Annotated in this window: 20 protein-coding genes and 1 riboswitch; of the genes, 15 read left to right on the top strand and 5 right to left on the bottom strand. The window is 41.0% G+C overall.

Translation table 11 applies throughout. From position 1 onward, the window contains the following. Positions 1-98: 98 nt before the first annotated feature. The 7 genes from N0M92_RS13580 to N0M92_RS13550 all read left to right on the top strand — a co-directional run bounded on the left by N0M92_RS13580 (position 99) and on the right by N0M92_RS13550 (position 6,033). The gene (locus tag N0M92_RS13580; protein ID WP_260286266.1) at positions 99-1,220 is read left to right on the top strand and encodes a sensor histidine kinase; all 1,122 of its coding nucleotides are present in this window, start codon (positions 99-101) and stop codon (positions 1,218-1,220) included. Positions 1,221-1,232: 12 nt separating this feature from the next. Then, complete coding sequence (locus N0M92_RS13575; RefSeq protein WP_076368214.1) at positions 1,233-1,841, top strand: response regulator transcription factor; 609 nt, start codon at positions 1,233-1,235, stop codon at positions 1,839-1,841. Positions 1,842-1,960: 119 nt separating this feature from the next. Next, positions 1,961-2,482, top strand: coding sequence for a peptide-methionine (S)-S-oxide reductase MsrA (gene msrA / locus N0M92_RS13570; protein ID WP_260286265.1), 522 nt, complete (start codon positions 1,961-1,963; stop codon positions 2,480-2,482). Positions 2,483-2,619: 137 nt separating this feature from the next. After that, a complete protein-coding gene (locus N0M92_RS13565) occupies positions 2,620-3,315 on the top strand; it encodes a response regulator transcription factor (RefSeq protein ID WP_260286264.1) in 696 nt (231 codons plus the stop codon). Further along, positions 3,312-4,667, top strand: coding sequence for a sensor histidine kinase (locus N0M92_RS13560; RefSeq protein ID WP_260286263.1), 1,356 nt, complete (start codon positions 3,312-3,314; stop codon positions 4,665-4,667). The genes N0M92_RS13565 and N0M92_RS13560 overlap by 4 nt, the downstream gene beginning before the upstream one ends. Positions 4,668-4,732: 65 nt before the next feature. Continuing rightward, entirely contained in the window at positions 4,733-5,287 is a 555-nt protein-coding gene (locus tag N0M92_RS13555; RefSeq protein WP_260286262.1) for a PepSY domain-containing protein, read from the top strand. A gap of 263 nt (positions 5,288-5,550) precedes the next feature. Next, positions 5,551-6,033, top strand: coding sequence for a tetratricopeptide repeat protein (locus N0M92_RS13550; RefSeq protein WP_260286261.1), 483 nt, complete (start codon positions 5,551-5,553; stop codon positions 6,031-6,033). A 225-nt stretch (positions 6,034-6,258) separates the two neighbouring features. On the opposite strand, the gene shc is transcribed toward N0M92_RS13550, so the two are convergent. The 3 genes from shc to N0M92_RS13535 all read right to left on the bottom strand — a co-directional run bounded on the left by shc (position 6,259) and on the right by N0M92_RS13535 (position 10,533). Next, a complete protein-coding gene (gene shc, locus N0M92_RS13545) occupies positions 6,259-8,154 on the bottom strand; it encodes a squalene--hopene cyclase (RefSeq protein ID WP_260286260.1) in 1,896 nt (631 codons plus the stop codon). 168 nt (positions 8,155-8,322) lie between these two features. Beyond that, positions 8,323-9,972, bottom strand: a complete 1,650-nt coding sequence (locus N0M92_RS13540; RefSeq protein ID WP_260286259.1) for a M14 family metallopeptidase — start codon at positions 9,970-9,972, stop codon at positions 8,323-8,325. 219 nt (positions 9,973-10,191) lie between these two features. Further along, complete coding sequence (locus N0M92_RS13535; RefSeq protein ID WP_260286258.1) at positions 10,192-10,533, bottom strand: YuzB family protein; 342 nt, start codon at positions 10,531-10,533, stop codon at positions 10,192-10,194. Positions 10,534-10,798: 265 nt separating this feature from the next. Here N0M92_RS13535 and N0M92_RS13530 point away from each other — a divergent pair, with 265 nt between their 5' ends. The 5 genes from N0M92_RS13530 (at position 10,799) to N0M92_RS13510 (ending at position 17,640) form a co-directional block, all read left to right on the top strand. Beyond that, entirely contained in the window at positions 10,799-11,749 is a 951-nt protein-coding gene (locus tag N0M92_RS13530; protein ID WP_260286257.1) for an ABC transporter permease, read from the top strand. After that, positions 11,742-12,689: an iron chelate uptake ABC transporter family permease subunit gene (locus N0M92_RS13525; protein WP_260286256.1), complete on the top strand. Its 948-nt coding sequence runs from the start codon at positions 11,742-11,744 to the stop codon at positions 12,687-12,689. The genes N0M92_RS13530 and N0M92_RS13525 overlap by 8 nt, the downstream gene beginning before the upstream one ends. Continuing rightward, a complete protein-coding gene (locus tag N0M92_RS13520; RefSeq protein WP_260286255.1) occupies positions 12,683-13,441 on the top strand; it encodes an iron ABC transporter ATP-binding protein in 759 nt (252 codons plus the stop codon). Before N0M92_RS13525 ends, N0M92_RS13520 begins: the two co-directional genes overlap by 7 nt. 211 nt (positions 13,442-13,652) lie before the next feature. Further along, on the top strand, positions 13,653-14,597 hold the full coding sequence (locus N0M92_RS13515; RefSeq protein ID WP_260286368.1) for a siderophore ABC transporter substrate-binding protein: 945 nt from the start codon (positions 13,653-13,655) through the stop codon (positions 14,595-14,597). Between the two features lie 1,069 nt (positions 14,598-15,666). Continuing rightward, complete coding sequence (locus tag N0M92_RS13510; protein WP_260286254.1) at positions 15,667-17,640, top strand: LTA synthase family protein; 1,974 nt, start codon at positions 15,667-15,669, stop codon at positions 17,638-17,640. Between the two features lie 60 nt (positions 17,641-17,700). On the opposite strand, the gene N0M92_RS13505 is transcribed toward N0M92_RS13510, so the two are convergent. Together N0M92_RS13505 and N0M92_RS13500 are read right to left on the bottom strand one after the other, a co-directional pair. Next, positions 17,701-18,321 (bottom strand): RraA family protein, encoded by a 621-nt coding sequence (locus N0M92_RS13505; protein WP_260286253.1) that lies wholly within the window; start codon positions 18,319-18,321, stop codon positions 17,701-17,703. Positions 18,322-18,803: 482 nt separating this feature from the next. Then, positions 18,804-18,983 carry a hypothetical protein gene (locus tag N0M92_RS13500; RefSeq protein ID WP_260286252.1) on the bottom strand — a complete coding sequence of 60 codons (180 nt, stop codon included), beginning with the start codon at positions 18,981-18,983 and terminating at the stop codon, positions 18,804-18,806. A gap of 118 nt (positions 18,984-19,101) precedes the next feature. Between N0M92_RS13500 and N0M92_RS13495 the strand changes: the two genes are divergently transcribed. The 3 genes from N0M92_RS13495 (at position 19,102) to N0M92_RS13485 (ending at position 20,547) form a co-directional block, all read left to right on the top strand. After that, positions 19,102-19,431, top strand: a complete 330-nt coding sequence (locus N0M92_RS13495) for a DUF948 domain-containing protein (protein WP_260286251.1) — start codon at positions 19,102-19,104, stop codon at positions 19,429-19,431. Between the two features lie 40 nt (positions 19,432-19,471). Continuing rightward, positions 19,472-19,570, top strand: a riboswitch (guanidine-I (ykkC/yxkD leader). Positions 19,571-19,618: 48 nt separating this feature from the next. After that, a complete protein-coding gene (gene sugE, locus N0M92_RS13490) occupies positions 19,619-19,939 on the top strand; it encodes a quaternary ammonium compound efflux SMR transporter SugE (RefSeq protein WP_260286250.1) in 321 nt (106 codons plus the stop codon). 53 nt (positions 19,940-19,992) lie between these two features. Next, positions 19,993-20,547, top strand: coding sequence for a YhcN/YlaJ family sporulation lipoprotein (locus N0M92_RS13485; protein ID WP_260286249.1), 555 nt, complete (start codon positions 19,993-19,995; stop codon positions 20,545-20,547). The last annotated feature ends 177 nt before the right edge of the window (positions 20,548-20,724 follow it).

Genomic DNA, 20,724 nt, shown 5'->3' with positions numbered 1-20,724 from the left:
ATAAACTGTTCATCAAAAAACCATCCAATTCCCATTGGATGGTTTTTTGATGAAACTCCTTAGTATATACTAGGATAAAAAGAAATAGAGGCGGCGCCATGCAAAGTTGGTATCATATCTTTCCGAAAAACACAGGGCTGAGCCCTTATGTCTGGATCATTTTTTGTATCCTTCCTTTTTATTTCATCTTCAAATCCTCATCGATGTTGGAGATAGTCTTTGGAATCGTCATGATCATTTTGTTTTTCATATCATATGGTCTCTCATTCGTTTCGAAGGGATGGCCTGTATACGTATGGACGGCGATACAAATAGTCATATCCATATCCATGACCATATTTTTCAGCTATATTTACTTTTCGCTGTTTTTAGCATTCTTTATTGGGAATGTTCAAAATAAGGTTGGTTTTTTCGTATTATATTCGATCCAGCTATTGGCTACCATCGTGTCGGTCAATATTGGATTCATCATGAAGGACCCTACATTCTTTTCGCAATTTCCCTTTATGCTCATTTGTGTGGTAGGCGTGATCCTGCTCCCATTCAACACATATAATCGAAATAAACGGGGCAGGCTGGAAGAACAATTGGAGGACGCACATAAAAGAATATCAGAGCTTGGCAAAATGGAGGAACGCCAGCGGATTGCCCGTGACTTACATGATACACTTGGACAAAAGCTGTCTTTGATTGGCTTGAAAAGTGACCTTGCAGGGAAATTGATCGATTTGAAGCCGGAGTCGGCCAAGAAGGAAATCAAGGATATCCGTCAAACGGCGAGGACGGCACTCAAGGAAGTCCGTGAAATGGTGTCGGAAATGCGTGGGGCCAAGCTTAGCGATGAAATCATCCGGGTCAAGCAAATATTGAAAGCGGCAGGGATAGAATTCAATTTGGAAGGCACCACGGAATTGAAAGATACCCCATTGCTTGTTGAAACGGTTTTAAGCATGTGCTTGAAAGAAGCTGTGACCAATATCGTCAAACATAGCGGAGCCGACTGCTGTCATATCGTCATTGAAGAATTACAAACAGGGGTGACGATCACAGTACAGGATAATGGAGTGGGGCTTTCACATAGATCAGAGTTTTTTAAAGGCAATGGGCTTCATGGAATGAAAGAAAGGCTTGAATTCGTTAATGGCAGCCTGGATATTCAAACGACAGATGGAACGACGCTTTATATAAGGGTTCCGAATGCGATAAAAAATAATGGATAGGAGAGATTGACATTGATTCGAATCGTAATTGCCGAAGATCAGCGGATGCTGCTTGGCGCGCTAGGTTCCATCCTTGATTTGGAAAGTGACATGGAAGTTGTAGGAAAAGCGAGCAATGGGGAAGAAGCAATGAATCTCGTCAATCAATTAAAGCCGGATATCTGCATAACCGATATTGAAATGCCAGTTAAAACCGGGCTCGATGTAGCCGAGGAGATCAAGGATCAGGGCCATCAATGCAAAGTCATCATTTTGACCACTTTTGCACGTCCTGGGTATTTTGAAAGAGCCAGAAAGGCAGAAGTAGGTGGATATCTGCTGAAGGATAGCCCAAGTGATGAGTTGGCGAATTCGATCCGTGTCATCATGGACGGGCGGCGCGTTTATGCCCCTGAGCTGGTGGATATGGCTTTCGAAGAAGAAAACCCTTTGACTGAACGAGAGTGCCAAGTGCTCAAATTGATTGCGGATGGTAAGACAACAAAAGAAATCGCAAGCCAGCTTTATTTAACTAATGGAACGGTTCGTAATTATATATCGGTCATCCTTGATAAATTGGATGTAAGCAACCGCGTTGAAGCGATTGTAAGATTCAAGGAAAAGGGCTGGTCAAAAGATTGATCAAAGGTAAATCAGTTTTGGCGCATTTAATGGCGGCTTCTCAAATCAAAAAAGCGCAGTGTCAGGATTGGAATATGGTATATTAATTTTTATTACATACAGGAAAGGGGCTGGCCATTATGCAAAAGGCTACATTTGCTGGAGGCTGTTTTTGGTGCATGGTGACACCATTTGATGAACTACCGGGGATTGGGGGAATCGTATCCGGTTATTCCGGAGGACATATTGAAAACCCGACTTACGAGGAATTGAAGACGGGAACTACGGGACATTATGAAGTCGTGGAAATCACCTTCGATCCTCAGTTATTTCCTTATGAAAGATTGCTGGAACTATATTGGCAGCAAATTGATCCTACCGACGATGGCGGTCAATTCCATGACAGAGGAAGCCAATATCGGACGGCCATCTTCTATCATGATGAAGCTCAAGAGAAACTGGCTCTTGAATCGAAAGAAAAGGTAGCAGCCAGCGGGAGGTTCCAGAAACCCATCGTAACGGAAATCCTTCGGGCCCAACCCTTTTATCCTGCCGAAGAATACCATCAAGGCTATCATAAAAAAAACAAAGATGACTATAAAGCGGACCGTGCGAAATCGGGCCGCGATGAATTCATTAACCAGCATTGGAACGGTGAATGAAAAGGATCGGGTGTGTTTTCACACCCGATTCTTTTTTTGACCTTTTTTAAAGACGCAAAAAATTAAAGTCATAGAGTTCAATTTCTCATGATATTTTCATATTTCTTCAGTACACTAAGGGGTAGGTGGTGATGATCATGAATAAAAGAATTTTAATTATAGAAGATGAAGAAAAAATTGCGAGGGTTCTCCAGCTGGAACTTAATCATGAGGGGTATCAAACAGAATCGGCATTTACCGGAAAGGCAGGTCTGGAAAGGGCAGAAGCCGAGGAGTGGGATTTAATCTTATTGGATGTGATGCTGCCCGAGCTGAATGGCATAGAAGTACTTAGGCGTTACCGGAAAAAGAATGGATCAACACCGGTCATCCTTCTAACCGCAAGGGATGCTGTGCCAGACAAGGTGAATGGCCTTGACCATGGTGCAAATGATTATGTAACGAAACCATTTGAAATCGAAGAGCTGCTCGCACGGATCCGTGCTTGTTTCCGTACCAATGTACGGGAGCGCCAACCAGAAGTGGAAGTGAATGAACTAAAGATTCATGATCTGAAGTTGAACCTTGGTACAAGGGACATTCACAGGCAAGGCAAAAGGATTGAGCTGACTTCCCGCGAGTTCGATTTGCTGGTTTATCTTTTGCAAAATAAAAATCAAGTACTTTCTAGAGAGCAAATCCTGACACATGTATGGGGATATGATTTTGCAGGGGATACGAATGTGGTTGATGTGTATATCCGTTATTTACGCAAAAAAATAGATTATCCCTTTGAGCTGCAGCTCATACATACTTACCGCGGTGTAGGTTACAGCTTAAAGGAGCCAGTATGAAGATCCGGACGAAAATCCAAACGTATTCCAGTCTTTTTTTAAGTGTCATGCTTATATTGTTGAGTATCATCGTTTTAATCGCCTTCCTTTGGATATCAGTAGAAAGGGAACTGGACCTGCTTGAAGATCAAGCTTCATTAATTGAAGAAAATATTTTGGCAAAAGATTTGATTTCCGGTGATCCTGCTTTAATGGAGCCGTATATCCCTGACGATGGAATGGTGCGGATATTCGATACTGACGGAAGGTTGATAAAATCATTTACCGATGAAGAGGACCTTGAGGGGCTTGCGGTTAAAGCCATTAACGAGAAGGGTTATGATTTTACCAAAGCTGACGGGGAATATGTCATGACCTACCGTTATCCTTATCCTGATGAAGGGAAGAAGCTTGGGATGATCGAGGTCACACAGCCGCAAGATACACTCCTTGATAATTTATCGGTGCTTGCCCTCGTTTTAGGCGGTGCATCGCTTTTTGTCATTCTTTTATCTATTCTTGCAGGGAAGTGGCTGGCCAACCTGATCCTCAAACCGATATCGATCATGAGCGGAACGATGAAGGATATTGAGAAAAGCGGGGACTTCAAACGAATACCGCTATCGGACCAATCAAAGGATGAGCTGCAGGTGATGGGATTGGCATTCAACAAGATGATGGAAAGGCTTGAGCGGAATTATGACCAACAGCAGCAATTCCTTTCAGATGCTTCACATGAATTGAAAACACCGATTACGGTCATAGAAAGTTACTCTTCCCTATTGAAACGCTGGGGAATGAAGGATGAGGCGATTCAGGAAGAGGCGGTGGAGGCAATCCATCATGAAGCCGTGCGGATGAAAAAGCTGACGGAACATCTTCTGCAGTCTGCCTCCCAGACGGAACCTTCAGCAGATGTGGAGGGGAAAATAGAACTTATTTCGTTTTGTGAAGGGATTGCCCAAACATTCAGAAGGACGGGGAAACGTGAAATAACGATAGAATCAGAGTTTAAGGAAATATATGCAATGACGATTTCCAGTAAGCTTGAACAGGTGATTGTCATCCTATTGGACAATGCTATGAAATACAGTGACTCAAGTATACAGGTCATGATAAAACGGCAGGCGGATGAAATTATCATCGGTGTGAAAGATCGCGGCGCAGGGATATCACCAGAACATCTCCCGCATGTATTTGAACGTTTTTATCGCGTGGATTCATCGAGGGCAAGGAAAACCGGAGGCAATGGACTCGGGCTTTCCATTGCCCGGTCGCTTGTCGAGTCATTCGACGGTAAATTGGAGATCCAAAGCGAAGTGGGAAAGGGAACGTTGGTGACGATTACTCTTTCTCATCAAATTCTAATCTAACGCTCATGTTCGTTTCATGAAGGATGCTTATTATTAAGGTAACAACTTAAAGGAGGAATTCATTCATGAAAAAACAGTGGAGGACGATTAAAGAAGGTATCATTCAAAGGAAAAAGGTGATCATGACGGTGTCCATGGCCTCCGTTTTACTTTTCGGCGGTGCTGCTGGAACTGCGGTATATGCAGTCAATAAGGGTAACCTATCCGAGGATGAGGCTGTCAAAATGATTTCAGAAAAACTAGGCGGGGAAGTCACTCAATTTGAAAAGGATTGGGACCAGCCGATGACCTATGAGATGACCGTTAAAACGAAAGAAGGCTACCAAGAAGTTGACGTTGATGCTGAAAAAGGAGAGATACTTTCTCAGGAAATGGAAGACAGTGACGATGACGATGACGATCTGAGCAGACAACAAGCGGCGGAAACTGTAAAAGTCAGCAGTGATCAAGCCGAAAAGATTGCCTTGGAAGCGGTGGATGGTCAAGTAACGGACATGGAGCTTGATTCGGAGAATGGCACCCTTGTGTACGAGCTGGAAATAAAACAAGGACAAAAGGAATATGATGTAGTGGTGGATGCCACTACGGGAAAAGTATTGAAAAACCAATTGGATGATTAATCGATGGTAATCTGTGATCTAAGAATGATCATGAACTGAAGTGCATGAAAGGATTTGCCGAATGGCAGATCCTTTTTTTATGCCATTACGGTTCTCAAGCGAAATTAGGGGAAAAGAAGAAACTTTCCTTAGATGAAGAGGCGGGTGGGGGGAGAAACCACCGTATAGCTGATGACCTCTGAAAATATTCGCGGTCATGAAGGAGTTAAAAAAGGAATCACGAATAGGGGTAATAAGGAATCTTATATAATGGAGGAATGTAAATGGGGAATTTGGAAATGGCACTGTCATTACGAGGAAAGAAAGAGTTCAAAAAATCCAATCTATTATTGATGGATCTGGCAAAGCAAAATCCCGGCGATGCAGTCATACAGTATCAGTGTGCCTGGAGTTTGGATATTCTCGGACTTGAGGTAAAGGCGGTGCCCTATTATGAAGAGGCACTCAAATTAGGTTTGCCGGAGGAGGATGCAAAAGGGGCCTACCTAGGATTGGGAAGCACATATCGCACCATAGGGGAATATGAAAAATCAAAACAGACATTGGAATCGGGGCTGGCGAAGTTTCCTGGGCATAAGGATTTATTGGTATTCAGGGCCATGGCTTTTTATAATTTGAGCCAACACGATCTTGCAATGGAATCTTTATTGAAGATAATTGCCGAAACCTCTAAGGATCGAGACATACAATCTTATGCTAAGGCCATAGAATTTTATAGTGATAAACTGGATAAAATCTTCACATAATAGTGATCATCCCCAAACTATCCACAAAGCTTGGATAAAACAAGTCATTCTTACATATCTGAAATGAATTAATCAACAAATATGACGGGGAATTTCTTGCTTTTAACACATTTACGGATAAATGAATGTGGATAACCTCGGATTGTGGATAACTTTCCGGTGTTATTCACTACTTTTCCACAGGTAATCCACATATTCACCTTTATATGATAAACAAACTGGCAATTAAGTCTTCAGGTATTTTTTATTGTAATGACTTAAGGCTAAAAGGGGATAAATATAGCGATAGCTATGATAATGCATATACAAAAAATCGGCCATTCCCTGGCCTGCAGGATAATCATTGGTCCAGCTGTCCTGTTGACCTGCACGGATGAGATAGGCAATGCCTTTTTCCATTTCGGCTGTCGGCTTTTCGGCTGCCGATATTAACGCATCCACAGCCCAAGCTGTATGTGTCAGTGTACTTTCTCCGAGGGGGATGTATCGTTGCTTAATATCACTGTAACAAGATTCACCCCAGCCACCATCTTCATTTTGAATTTTCTTCAACCAAGTTAAGGCTTTTTGGATGGATGGATGTCCAGTGGCTTGCCCTGCTGCCTTCATGCCGGTCAGTGCAGACCATGTGCCATATAGATAGCAGATGCCCCAGCGCCCATACCAGGAGCCGTCACGCTTCTGGTCTTTCAATAGCCAATCCACCGCTCTTTTACTGACCTCTTCCGGCTTCTTCATATTTATATAGTTCCCCAGGAATTCCAGCGTTCTCCCTGTCAAATCAGCGGTAGAAGGGTCGGTCAGGAGATATTTCGAACCCTCTATAGGAAGAAGATGCAGCCATTTATGATCGTTATTCCTTTCGAAGGCTGGAAATCCGCCATCATCATTTTGCATGGATATCGTGAAGGAGACACCGCGCTCCCAACTGTCCCGATTATCAGGTTTTGCTTGCAGTTGCTTAGCCAGCGCCCGCAGTGAGGCGGTCGTATCATCGACATCCGGATTCATGGTATTGAAATCCGAGAACCCCCAGCCGCCTGGAATCGCGTTAGGATTATGGATCAGCCAATCGCCATACATATAATGCTGGCGAGACAGTAAATACTGATTGGCGGCCTTGACCGTTGGGTCTTTGGAAGGTATGCCGGCTTCTTGAAGGGCGTAGCTTATTAAGGAGGTATTCCAAACATGGGGCGTCGTGAGCTGGATATGTGTGTGTCCCTCAATGGAGCAGGCCATCCCCTTCAGACCGGAAATGGCCTTTAGAATCACTGGATCCTTTTTCGAATATCCAATTGAAAGGAGGGCAAAGATCATGAAAAAGGTTGAACCGAAATAATTGTACAGCGTCCCGTCTGGTTCCAGCCTGTCGAGCATGAACCTTTTCGTTGAATCCAAGGCTAGGGAATGTAAATAATCGGGATAACCAATCAAAGTTTTGACGCCTGTTTGAAGTTTGGAGAAGAAGGAACGATATTCTTCTGTACGATACTCTTCCCACACATGCTCTTCGGAAAGGTCCTCCCTTGTTTGAAATAATTCTTTTAAACTTGGCGTGTCCGGGGGTTTGATCTGAAACCTTTTATGGCCTAGCAATAGCAATGGAATCATGTGGACCCGCCCATATACGGAAAGATCATAAATGCTGACGAAAAAGGTGGGAGGTAGCAAGACCACTTCGAGAGGAATGGGGAACAGGCGCGGCCATGGATATTGTCCGGTGACAGTAAGCATCATTTTCGTTAACATTTTGGCCTGTTTGATGCCACCCTTGGAAAGAATGAATTGTTGAGCTTTCCTCATATGGGGATCGTTCTTATTGCGGAGTCCGCTATAAAGAAGGCCATAATAAGCCTCGATCGTAACCGTAACATTGCCGTCCTTCTCATCTTGGAAAAGTTTCCATGAACCGTTCTCCGTTTGCCTGCTTTCAATTCTTTTTACTAAAGCCTCTATAAGGGCAGCATCTTCCATATCTAAAATTTTCAATAATATGATCATATAGGCATCTGCCGTTACCCCGGTGTCAAAGGGATAATTCCACGAACCATCAGCGGATTGGTCTTGTTTCAGGCGATGAACAAGGCGATTGATTTCCAATTGTACATGTTGGTTCAATGATTTTCCTCCTCTAAAAACACATTTTCCGTTTATATGTATATTCAAAACTTGTCGTCGCATTCAAGAAATCATGTCAGGCGCGTCGCCCCACATGAATAAAGGAGGGGGAAACTAAAAAACGCATTGGCAATGAAAGCTGCCAATGCGTCATTTAGATACTATGCATCATTCAATTGGTAAGGAAGATGGCTGCATATAGCGGTAAATCGGCAGTTCTTTTCCTTTTTCAGCCGGGATGAAATTGAATGTCACATAGCTGTCAATGCCTTCAGGTTCGAGGGCAAGGGGGATGAAGTTGGCATCAGGCTGGGCCATGTCGAAAACATAGCTTCCTTTTGGGAAATCCCGGGTTGTTGAAGTAACGGTGGTCGTGATTTCCCTTGTGGAATGTCCGCTTTCCAGTTCAGCGGAAACGTTTAAATCCTTGACACTATAGCTTTCAACAGCTATTTTCATAGGTTTTTTTAATTGTTTAACTTCTACCCCTAATAGCTGAAGTTTCTTGGCGATATTTTTATATTCCGGTGGAAGGATATAGGCTGTCGGACGATCTCTAACAAGGGTAGGGTAGGCATCGGTAGAATCCAGCCAATCGATGGAGGCATCGGCCATTTTAGCTGTCGCTAAATCGACTACTGTCAATTTTTGATCCTTAACCAATTTATTTTCACTTGTGATGACAATTTTATCATGATCATTTGCTTTTCGCCCTTTTTGGACGACTTCAGTTTCGGCCTGTTTAACGGCCTTTTTAACTTTACCGGCCTGTTCGGCTGTCGTTTTGATGAAGGCTGCCTGAGCTGTAGCTTGAGCAAAAACACGTCGTTTAAAATCCGTACGGCCGATATTGATTCCCCTCGTTTCAATTAAATAGGTCATTGTATTTTTCAAACCGAGGGCGTTTCGGCCAATCCGGGCTTCTGTGCTTCCTTCCGTGGCGGTAAGGACTCCATCATCAGAAGTGGCCAGTGTATAGTAATCGTGGTACGAAAGCTTTTCTTTTTCCAATGCTTTAAAAACATTAGGTAAAAGCAGTTCATCGGAAGCTTTTCGAAGCTGTTTGGGAATATTTAAATTCTTGGCTGAGGAGATGAGTAAATCATAGGAAGCGATCGATCCATTTGCTCCCACTTTTTTCAGGGGAGCGGGATTCACTGTATATTCATGTACATCCAGAATGACTTCCGGTTCATAATCATCGATTGACTGATGAATCGTCTGTACTTCTGGATATTCCACTTTTAAGTAGTCCCTATTCGCATCCATGTCATTTGCGGTATATCGTTTGAAATAATAAGAGCCATCAGGATTGACGCGTGGAACGATGGCAACATTCACTTTATCGAGAACATCACCAAGCTTGCCTTCAGCCAGCCATTGTGCAAGGACTAATGTTGATTCACCTGAAGCGGGTTCATTGCCATGGATCTGACCTTGAATCCAAATCAATGGTTTATGGGAATCCTTATTCGGTCTTTTTGAGTCCTTACTGAATAGAAGCATCGGGATGTCGCGTCCTTCTGTGGATTTGCCTATCGTCTTGAACTGGATGTACTTGTATTTATGGGAAAGGGACTTGATATGATCCAGCATTTCTTCCTGGCTCGTAAAGGCGATCTTGTTTTGTTTAAAGGCAGGGGTGTTAAAAGATACATTAGGTTCAGGGAAAAGGTGGGAGAGGTTATCTGGTTGAATGTAGCTTGGACCATTTCCATAATAAGGGGTGAATTCTTCTGCTTCGGCTATGGGGCCAGGCAAACCAGTGACAAGACTTAGTGTTACGGCTGATACGATGGTAGGAATGATTTTTTTCATGGACGTCCTCCTGTCTATCTTTTTCCATAAATTATCATATATTAAGCTATATATACAGTGAAAACGTAGGAAATAGTGAAAAACAGGAATTAACGACTAGATGAATGATTCCATGGCATGATTCGCAATTCCTTTTAATAGATGTTCATCACCTGTATTCTGTATAGTTACAGGTGGAAAGTCAAAATGATACGGATCAAGCAATTTGCTTGGCCCGTATCATTTCAATTCATCATGTAGCTTATTTAAAAGATCCTGTGAATCTTCGCCGCTCATTACGTGGCCGTTCACTTTCGCATAGGGGGTTTTCTTACAAAGTTTACACTCACTCAAACATTCATACTCCTTATATTGAATCATTGGATTCGCCAAGAACTTACCATAATCAGCAACTGTTTTTTCATTAAGGAAGCGGTCAAGATTATTTTGGCAAAATTCAATCTGGATTTTCGCCTTTTTTGAGAATACTTTGGATAGCAAGTTTTTCATCATATCGCTTCTTTCATTGGAAGAGTAAATATTTGTTATTTTGATTTTATCACTTCCTGTAACCAAATGCATGATTGGTTCACCCAAATTCATTACAATATGACTATTGTGAGAATATCAAAGTAATTCCCTTGTATATATTGACACATGTCCGAGAAATGATAGAATAAGAGTTAATGATAATGAATCTCATTATCACGATTGGGAAGACTTTGTAACTATTGCGACTTCATGATTTCCACTTTAATAGGTGACTTTGTGATAGTCTTCATTCAAATATATTTAATTGAAAATATTATCGCTGTATTAAATGAGATAGGAAGAGTAGGAAATGTAGATGAAGATAAGATATTTAGTCATGGCGTTAATTGTTTTATCATTTACGTCATTATTCATTGGAGTAAAAGATATTACTCCCCTGGATTTATTGGATTTAAGTGATGATAAAGTGCAAATCATGCTGCAAAGCCGTTTCCCTAGAATGGTGACCATAGTCATTGCCGGTATCGTGATGAGCATAAGCGGTCTGATCATGCAGCAATTGAGCCGCAATAAATTTGTTTCCCCGACGACTGCCGGAACCATGGATTCTGCACGGCTTGGACTTCTTCTTGCCATTATCATTTTTCCATCGGCAGCACTTATTGAGAAAATGGCATTCGCTTTCATATTCGCTTTGGCAGGTACATTCTTGTTCATGAAAATTCTTGATCAAGTGAAATATAAGGATACGATTTTCATTCCATTGGTTGGTTTGATGTTTGGGAATATCGTCGGATCCATCTCGACTTTCTTTGCCTATAAATATGATTTGATTCAAAGCCTCAACACATGGATGAATGGAGATTTCTCGATGATCATGTCGGGAAGGTACGAACTTATATATCTAAGTATCCCTCTAGTCATTCTCGCATACTTCTTTGCCAATAAATTCACTGTGGCAGGGATGGGTGAAGAGTTTGCCATCAATCTAGGAATCAATTATAAGTTTATAGTCAATTTTGGGTTGATCATCGTGGCATTATCCTCCACTGTCGTTTTGTTAACGGTGGGAACGATTCCTTTCATAGGATTGATCGTACCGAATATTGTATCCCTTTACCTTGGTGACAATTTGAAAAAGAGTCTTTCTCATACAGCATTGCTAGGGGCCGTATTCCTATTGTTCTGCGATATTCTGGGCAGGATCCTCATATATCCATTTGAAATCCCGATCGGACTCGTGGTTGGTGTGATAGGAAGCGCCATATTTATCTATCTGATACTGAGGAGAAAGGCATATGAATAATAAAAGTAGGATCATTATATTGGCTGTTCTTGCAGCAGCTTTAACGGCAGGTTATATCTTTTGGGACCTTGGCCCCAATTGGGATTATGCACTGCCGAGAAGGGTTATTAAAATCATCGCCATCATCGTGGTTGGTTGTGCAATAGCTTTTTCAACGGTGATTTTCCAGACGGTCACGAATAATAAAATCCTGACACCGAGCATTTTAGGGTTGGACTCCATGTATATGCTGATCCAAACGGGAGTGATTTTCATCTTCGGTTCAACGCATATCATGATCATGAATAAAAATCTCAATTTCCTGATTACACTTGCGGCCATGCTTATTTTTTCCAGCCTGCTGTTCAAGTTCATGTTCAAGAAAAACCGCAATATTTACTTCCTATTGCTGATCGGTATCATCTTCGGAACCTTATTCGGCAGCATGTCTTCATTCATGCAGGTATTGATTGACCCGAATGAGTTTCAAATCATTCAAAATAAAATGTTCGCCAGCTTCAATAATGTCAACACGGACCTGTTAACGTTAGCTATTATCCTCATGATAGCGGCAATGGTATATTTCATGAGATTTTTGAAATATTTAGATGTCATGTCCCTTGGGAGGGACCAAGCCATAAACTTGGGTGTGGATTATGATTTTGTCACCAAGCGGGTTTTAATCGTCGTTACTGTTTTGATCTCCATTTCGACTGCCCTGATCGGTCCGATCACGTTCCTTGGATTACTTGTTGCAAATGTGGCCTATCAATTCATTAAGTCCTATCAGCATAAACATATCATCCCGGGTGCCATGCTGATCAGTGTGATTGCCCTGGTCGGAGGCCAATTCATTGTGGAGAGGATCTTTACGTTCTCCACCACTCTAAGTGTTATCATCAACTTTGTCGGCGGTGTCTATTTCATCTATCTTCTATTAAAGGAGAATAAATCATGGTAGAAGTGAAAAAGTTATTCAAAAAATATAATAGTAAAACGGTTGTCGAGGATGTTTCCATTGAAATAGTGAAAGGGAAAATCACATCCTTCATCGGTCCCAATGGAGCGGGGAAAAGTACAGTCCTTTCGATGATCAGCCGTCTCATTACCCGGGATTCGGGAGAAGTCCTGATCGATGGTAAGGATATGGGGAAATTCAATAGCAATGAACTTGCTAAAAAGATTGCCATCTTAAAGCAGGCTAACCACATCAATATCCGTTTAACGATTCGTGAACTCGTCGCCTTTGGCCGTTTTCCTTATTCACAAGGAAAGCTGACCAAAGAGGATTGGAAACACGTCGATGAAGCGATTGAATATATGGAACTTGCCGACATGCAGGATAAGTTTCTTGACCAGCTTAGCGGCGGGCAGCAACAGCGGGCGTTCATTGCCATGGTAATTGCTCAGGACACGGAATATGTACTACTTGATGAACCCCTGAACAATCTTGATATGAAGCATTCCGTCCAAATCATGAAAGTATTGAGGAGATTGGCCGATGAATTAGGGAAAACGGTCATCATCGTCATTCATGACATTAATTTTGCATCCTGCTATTCCGACTATATTGTTGCATTGAAGGATGGCAAGGTTGTTCATAATGGACCTACCGAGCAAGTCATCAATTCCAACGTATTAAAGGAAATCTATGATATGGATATTGAAATCCAAAGCATCAATGACAATAAGATCTGTGTGTACTTCACGTAAGAACATTCCATTTGGTTTTAAATTACTTCAGTATTCGTAGCCTTCCCGGAATCACCTCATACGCTTCTTAGGCAGTTAAGAGTTGGCGGGCGCCCAAGACTTTAGCCGCCTCCTGTTCATACGGCAGGGAAAGTGATGAAGGTGAACTCTGTGAAGGTGAGGATTCAACATGTAATTTTAAATAAAAAAAAATTTCGAGGTGACCATAATGATTAAGAAATTATCCTTACTGCTTTTGGTTGCAATGCTGGCTGTAGTGGCTGTAGCTTGTGGATCAGATAAGGAAAAAGAAGAATCAAGTGCGAAAAAAGATAATGCTAAAAGCGAAGAAATCACGGTTAAGCACCAACTAGGCGAAACGAAAGTGAAAACAAACCCTGAAAAAGTCGTTGTATTCGATATGGGTGCTCTTGATACTCTTGATAAATTGGGTGTGGACGTAGCAGCTGTTCCTCATGATGGCCTTCCAGAATACCTTTCTAAATATGAAGGTACAACTGAAAATGCCGGCGGATTAAAAGAGCCTGACTTCGAAAAAATCAACGAAATTGCTCCTGATTTAATCCTTATTTCTGGCCGTCAATCTGAAGCATATGAAGAATTAAGCAAAATTGCTCCTACTGTTTTTGTGGGTGTGGATACAACAAAGTATATGGAATCCTTTGAAGAAAACGTAACACTTTTAGGTAAAATCTTTGATAAAAAAGACGAAGCAGCTAAAGAATTGGCAAGTGTTGAAGAAAACATTAATGCTTTGAAAGAAAAAGCCCCAACTGACAAAACTGGTTTAATCGTTCTTTCAAGCGGTGGAAAAGTAAGTGCTTACGGACCGGATTCAAGATTTGGTATCATCCATGATGTATTCGGAGTGCCTGCAGTAGATGATAAATTGGAAGTATCGACACATGGTCAAAGTATTTCTTTCGAATACATCGCTGAAAAGAATCCTGACTACCTATTCGTTGTGGATAGGGATGCGGTTGCCGGTGATGGAGCTGCAGCAAAAGAAACTATTGAAAATGATATTGTGAAAAATACAAAGGCATTTAAAGAAGGTAACATCATTTATCTAGACCCTAACTACTGGTACCTATCAGGCGGCGGTTTAGAATCTGTTGACGCTATGGTTAAAGAAATTTCTGAAGGCATCAAGTAATATAAATAAGGAATCCTGTCCTCGATCGAGGGCAGGATTTTTATTTTTTTATAATAAAGCTGGATGAAACAAATATACTAACAAAGGGACGAGAAGATTTATAGCAAAACACAGGTAAGCTTATAAGGCGCCACAACCACCATTAAGGGGAATGGAAAAGACAAGACCTATATTCAAGCTTCTTACCGCTGGCTATGGTCATATGGGCTGCTATCGGAAGAAAATAACCCTTCAGCCGATATGGGAAAATTCTGTTTCTTCCTATTATAATGTCATTTGCATCCTTTCCGTTTCCAGGAGGGATCTTAAAATTGTAATTTAAGTGAAATTTGGTAAATTGAATCTTTTATGGATGATAAATTATCCTGGAAAGTTAAAAATATAAACACAATATGATCATCACCTTCAGGAAAAATTATTTGAAAAAGCTAATTAAATATGCCGAAGGGGAATAATGTCGATATTACGCGAAACTAAATTGTTGTTTTATGGAATTCAAAGGGTGCAGGACCCAATAATAAGCTAGTCAAACTTTTGAAGGAGTGGATTTTGGATGGGGTATCAAAAGTGCGGAGGAGAGATGCATCCATGTAACCGGCCATCCATTTTTAACTGTCGAATCATCGGGAAAGAAATCCTGGATCTATCCATGGCTTTAAACAATTGAAGATTTACATCTTTACATATTTTGTAATGTACTGGTTTTTTTATAAAGAGTCGTTTATAATGGTAAAAGCCTGAAGGACGTGAAACTAATTAGCGACAGTCATCCGCATTCATCACAAAAAGTTACGGTGATATTTATTGGATTAAGACATGGAGTTCCTATATATTTGTTATAGGTGCGCTGAACATTCGAGACGGGCGAAACTCTGTTATTTTTTCAAAGGCTTGTTCATAAGCTAAAGAAGTGTTCTGGATAGAAGAGTTATGGATGTGACAAAAGGTGGTTATCACAATCTTGACTATCCAAGTGAAAGAATGCTATTATAGGGTTTCTGATTTTCCGTCTTTTGTAAGTTTGTAAAAATTTATATAAATAAACCACTAGATTAATAGAGGTGAAAGCATGAATAATTTTCTAAAAAAAAGCCGGCATTTATTTGCAGATAACATACTAGGCTTTTTCTTTATTGCGGTAGTCTTGTTTTGGATAAAAACTTATATTGGATATCGAGTTGAATTTAACTTAGGTATTGAAAATGGCCTGCAGCAGTTCTTACTGTTCATAAACCCAATTAGTTCAGCCATTTTATTCTTTGGCTTGGCACTATTGGCTAGAGGCAAGAAATCGTTTAAATGGATTATCAGGTTGAACTTATTGATGTCCTTATGGCTATTCTGCAATATTGTATACTACCGTTCATTTACAGATTTCATTACATTACCAACCTTGACACAAGTGCAAAATAATGCCGGGGATTTGGGACCGAGTGTTTTAGAATTATTTAAACCCCATGATGTATTGTATTTCCTTGATACGGTTCTTTTAATTGTTTTATATAAATTCAAAGACTTTAAAGTGGAAGACATCAAAGTTAAACGTCGTACAGTTGGATTGGTTTACCTTGCAGGACTTGCAATTTTCGCTATCAATTTGGGACTTGCTGAAAAGGATCGTCCGCAATTATTATCGAGAACGTTTGACAGGAACTATATTGTCAAATATCTAGGCATGTATAACTATACGGTTTATGATGCCGTTCAGAATACTAAAACATATGCTCAGCGTGCGACTGCAAACAGCACGGATATCGCAGAAGTCGTCAACTATACGAAGGCAACAAGCGCTGAACCGAACCCTAAGTATTTTGGTGTAGCCAAAGGTAAGAATGTTATCTACCTGCATTTGGAATCGATGCAGAATTTCCTGATCGATTATAAGTTGAATGGGGAGGAAGTAACTCCATTCTTGAACTCACTTGCACATGATAAGTCGGATTTCATGCGCTTTGATAATTTCTTCCATCAAGTGGGCCAAGGTAAAACAGCGGATGCCGAATTCATGCTTGAAAATTCCCTGTTCGGTTTACCACAGGGGGCAGCATTCACAAACCGTTCCCAAAATACGTATCAAGCAGCACCAGCGATTTTAGGACAACAAGGATACACATCGGCTGTGTTCCATGGTAATTATAAATCTTTCTGGAACCGGGATAATATGTATAAGTCTCTTGGTTTTAATCAGTTCTTTGATGCAAACCATTATAATATGGAAAATAAAGAGGAAGTACTAAGTTATGGATTAATGGATAAGCCTTTCTTCAAGGAATCGATTCCAATGTTAGAAACGCTTAAACAGCCTTTCTATACAAAATTCATAACCGTATCTCATCATTTCCCATATGCGATGGACCAGGAAAAAGCAACAATCGGTAAGCATACGACAGGCGATGCTTCCGTAGATAATTACTTCCAGACTGCACGCTATGCCGATGAGGCGCTTAAAGAGTTTTTCGATTATCTGAAGGAATCCGGTCTATATGATAACTCGGTAATCGTTATGTATGGTGATCACTATGGTATTTCCGAAAACCATAAAGAAGCAATGTCAAAAGTGCTTGGCAAGGATGTTGGCGCATTTGAGAATGCCCAATTGCAGCGTGTACCATTATTGATTCATGTTCCGGGTGTTGAAGGCGGGGAAATGCACCAATACGGAGGACAGGTCGACCTTCTCCCGACTTTATTGCATCTGTTAGGAATCGAATCTAAAGATTATGTACAATTCGGTTCAGATTTATTGTCAAAAGATCATAATGAAGTGGTACCTTTCAGGAATGGTGATTTTGTTACACCTGATGTCACTTCCATTAAAGGTAAATACTACGATACTAAAACAGGGGAATTGGTCGAGGAAAATGATGACATCCTCAATTATAAAAAGAGAGCTGAAACGATGCTCAATTTATCCGACCAAGTAGTGAACGGTGACTTACTCCGTTTCTATACTCCAAATGGTTTTAAACCGATAGACCCTACTGATTATGATTACACATATGATGCAGAAGGTTCAAAGGAAGACGACAAGACCGAGAAATAAGGCTAATGAAAAGAACAGGCAGGAAGCCATCGCTTCCTGCCTGTTCTTTTATGCTCAAGTTCATGCTTTATTGGTCATCATGGCAATATACTTTCTTATTTCATCAGGCTTCCCTGCATATTTTTCAGCACGCTGTTCATCTTTCATGATTTTATCCTTTGCTTTGGTAAGGATTTCTTCACCCCTGGCCTGTGGCACGACCACGACTCCATCTATGTCCCCTATGATAAGGTCCCCTGGAAATACGGTGACACCCCCACAGGAAATGGGAATATTGATTTCGCCTACACCTGCCTTGCCGCTTGAGGCAACCGTCGTCCCTTTGCTGAAAACAGGAAAATTCATCTCTTTAATGGCTTCAAGATCGCGAATGACTCCATCTACTACGAGGCCGCCGATTTCCATGGTCTGCATCATGCCGACTACGAAGTCTCCTGCTATAGCCCGGTATGTGTCACCTTTGCTGTCAACGACTATTATATCCCCAGGCTTGGCTTGGCCGATTGCTTTTAACACGGCTGAATTATCACCAACGGGCATCTGTACAGTCAAAGCTCGTCCGGCCATATGAAATTCTTCCTTTAAGGGTTTAATCGCTGATTCCAGATTGCTCAGCCCTTCCATTGCATCGGAAATCGCCGTGGTGGGCAAATTCCTGAACTGTTGAATGAGAGTATCCATGACTATGATTCCTCCTTAAGAGTTAATGAATATAACCTAATTATACACAAGTTTTCTAATTTTCTAATAGTTTGCTGTTTGATAAAATGGTGAATGTAGTGTATTCAACAGATAAAGGGGAGGGAAGTGCTGATGTTACAAGGGGGTACAAATCAAATTCCTTTTTAATCAATCGATTGATTAAACTTAATAGTCCATCATTATGAAGAGTTTGAGATTTAAGTGTGCAGATTTTTAATTCAATGCCGTAATTTCAGAAGAGCGGGAATAGTGTTTTCCACTGTATGTACTTCCATAGGATAGTATGCATAGAAGCAGTTCTACTTTTCGAATCCCCATGGCAGCTTGATTCGTGCAGGAACGTTCTTCTAAGATCAAGAGAGGAATGTAGTTGCATATCCTCGGTGTTCTCCTGATCTGGATGGGGATGTTAGCGAAGAAATCGATAACTCAACCAGTGTGCGGGAGGTTACTAATATTCTTCAAAGCAGGAGCAGAATCAAGACGGAGGTTGCCAATGTAAGCCAAAGGGGGCTGAAAACTTCTGGATGAATGATTAAAAAAATGATTCCTGCAATAGTGGCAGCCTGCTGTATGGTCAGATGTCTAATGTAGTGTATTCCAGCTTTAAAACAGGCTTTAAGCAGAGGCATTTGATTCATTTTCATTCCTCCTTTTTCTATCAATAATATGACCAGGCATAAAAGAAAATACATGGGGATTCGTTTTCTGCCCAATTATTACGGGTATAATAAAGGTAAAATAAAAGGAGGAATCTAGGTGATCATTGTATATATTAGTCTTGCCCTCTTTATCGGCTCGATTATCTATTTAGCGTTTTTTGCTTTTAAAACATTTAAGGATTCCAAACCGACAATTAAAAATGTGACTGAAACCGTTACGCGTATCCAGGCCAAAACGGACCAAATTAAATCGGAGACGGACCAACTTGCCATGACACAGCAAGAAATCACTGGAGATGTTCAATATAAAAAAGAGGCCGTACAATATACGGTTGATGCGGCTAAAGAAATACCTGAACCCTTTAAAAATATTTGGTTTTCAATAAAAGGTGACAAGTGGAAGCTAAGAAACAGAAGCGATGCATAAGTGTTTGACCGATTTGAAATGTACATGATATAGTATGGAAATAATGAGTTTCTAGGGTTCCTCGGTTGAATTTTACCGGAATGGTCCAAGAGAAACGCGCAGGAATCTGCGTACACGGAGGGAAAAAAGCCCGGGAGGTTATGAATTATGACCTTTCGGGCTTTTTCTGTAATTGGAGGGAAAAAAGATGGCTTGGCTTCAATTGGTGATTGCCGGATTATTTGAAGTGGTATGGGCGACAAGTTTAAAGTATACTGAGGGTTTTACGAAATTATTGCCTTCTATCATAACGATTGCCGGTATGGTTATTAGTTTTTATTTTTTATCATCGGCGATAAAAACCCTGCCTATGGGAACAGCGTATGCAATTTGGACCGGAATAGGGGCTCTTGGGGCTGTTCTGGTTGGCATCATCGTTTTTAACGAGCCTAAGGATGCGATGCGTTTGGTATTCGTCGGTTTTATTTTGGTGGGGATTATCGGCTTGAAAATCACTTCTTCTGAATAATCTATCCTCTCCTCGTAAATAGTAATGTTAAACGATTTAGAGGAGTGAAGATTATGAATTATAAAGCGATAGTATCAAGTGTGATGATGGCTTTAGTGATTACAGGTTGTTCAGCTAATAATAAAGAAGGTGCCAGTGAAAATCTTGGCCTGAATCGCACCCATCAAGATAATTTGGATAATCCGATGAATGTAAGCGACACAAGGCAAAACGTTAATGATAACGTTAATAATAACGTTAATGATAATAATGACAACAATGATAATGGCATAAACGATATGAGGGTCTCCGAGGATATCTCAAACCGGGTCGAAGCCTTGAAGGAAGTAAGTAACGCAAGTGTCATCGTTACTGAAAATAATGCCTATGTAGGGGCAGTATTGAAAGACGGCGGGGATAAGGATATCTCAAATGACCTTAAAGATAGGATTGCTGATGCAGTAAGGGGAGCCGATCCTTCGGTGGACCAAGTTTATGTGTCGACAAACCCGGACTTTGTTCAAAGGATGAAAGGGTATGCGAATGATATTCAGAATGGAAAACCCGTTGCAGGATTCGCTGATGAGTTCCGTGATCTAGTAACACGTATTTTTCCAAGTCCAAGGTAATTGGTATTCATTAAAGAAAATTAAGACGTAAAGGCTTATCCGGTGGATTCCGGATAGGTCTTTTCCTATTTTAAAGATATCGGTGGATCATGACTAACTTTAAATAGGGTGGTTACAATAATCGAATGAACGAAAAATTTTAAGAAGGAAATGGGGGTGGGATGGTGAGGTTTTTTA

It is taken from the genome of Peribacillus aracenensis (assembly GCF_025175645.1).
Classification (GTDB): Bacteria; Bacillota; Bacilli; order Bacillales; family DSM-1321; genus Peribacillus; species Peribacillus aracenensis.
This window is presented reverse-complemented; position numbering and strand designations above follow the sequence as displayed.

What these genes read in the sequence shown, in the direction of transcription:
- N0M92_RS13580 (WP_260286266.1), top strand. Translation starts at nt 99, where the DNA reads ATGCAAAGTTGGTATCATATCTTTCCGAAAAACACAGGGCTGAGCCCT.
- msrA (WP_260286265.1), top strand. Translation starts at nt 1,961, where the DNA reads ATGCAAAAGGCTACATTTGCTGGAGGCTGTTTTTGGTGCATGGTGACA.
- N0M92_RS13565 (WP_260286264.1), top strand. Translation starts at nt 2,620, where the DNA reads ATGAATAAAAGAATTTTAATTATAGAAGATGAAGAAAAAATTGCGAGG.
- N0M92_RS13560 (WP_260286263.1), top strand. Translation starts at nt 3,312, where the DNA reads ATGAAGATCCGGACGAAAATCCAAACGTATTCCAGTCTTTTTTTAAGT.
- N0M92_RS13555 (WP_260286262.1), top strand. Translation starts at nt 4,733, where the DNA reads ATGAAAAAACAGTGGAGGACGATTAAAGAAGGTATCATTCAAAGGAAA.
- N0M92_RS13550 (WP_260286261.1), top strand. Translation starts at nt 5,551, where the DNA reads ATGGGGAATTTGGAAATGGCACTGTCATTACGAGGAAAGAAAGAGTTC.
- N0M92_RS13540 (WP_260286259.1), bottom strand. Translation starts at nt 9,972, where the DNA reads ATGAAAAAAATCATTCCTACCATCGTATCAGCCGTAACACTAAGTCTT.
- N0M92_RS13535 (WP_260286258.1), bottom strand. Translation starts at nt 10,533, where the DNA reads ATGCATTTGGTTACAGGAAGTGATAAAATCAAAATAACAAATATTTAC.
- N0M92_RS13530 (WP_260286257.1), top strand. Translation starts at nt 10,799, where the DNA reads ATGAAGATAAGATATTTAGTCATGGCGTTAATTGTTTTATCATTTACG.
- N0M92_RS13525 (WP_260286256.1), top strand. Translation starts at nt 11,742, where the DNA reads ATGAATAATAAAAGTAGGATCATTATATTGGCTGTTCTTGCAGCAGCT.
- N0M92_RS13520 (WP_260286255.1), top strand. Translation starts at nt 12,683, where the DNA reads ATGGTAGAAGTGAAAAAGTTATTCAAAAAATATAATAGTAAAACGGTT.
- N0M92_RS13510 (WP_260286254.1), top strand. Translation starts at nt 15,667, where the DNA reads ATGAATAATTTTCTAAAAAAAAGCCGGCATTTATTTGCAGATAACATA.
- N0M92_RS13505 (WP_260286253.1), bottom strand. Translation starts at nt 18,321, where the DNA reads ATGGATACTCTCATTCAACAGTTCAGGAATTTGCCCACCACGGCGATT.
- N0M92_RS13500 (WP_260286252.1), bottom strand. Translation starts at nt 18,983, where the DNA reads ATGAATCAAATGCCTCTGCTTAAAGCCTGTTTTAAAGCTGGAATACAC.
- sugE (WP_260286250.1), top strand. Translation starts at nt 19,619, where the DNA reads ATGGCTTGGCTTCAATTGGTGATTGCCGGATTATTTGAAGTGGTATGG.
- N0M92_RS13485 (WP_260286249.1), top strand. Translation starts at nt 19,993, where the DNA reads ATGAATTATAAAGCGATAGTATCAAGTGTGATGATGGCTTTAGTGATT.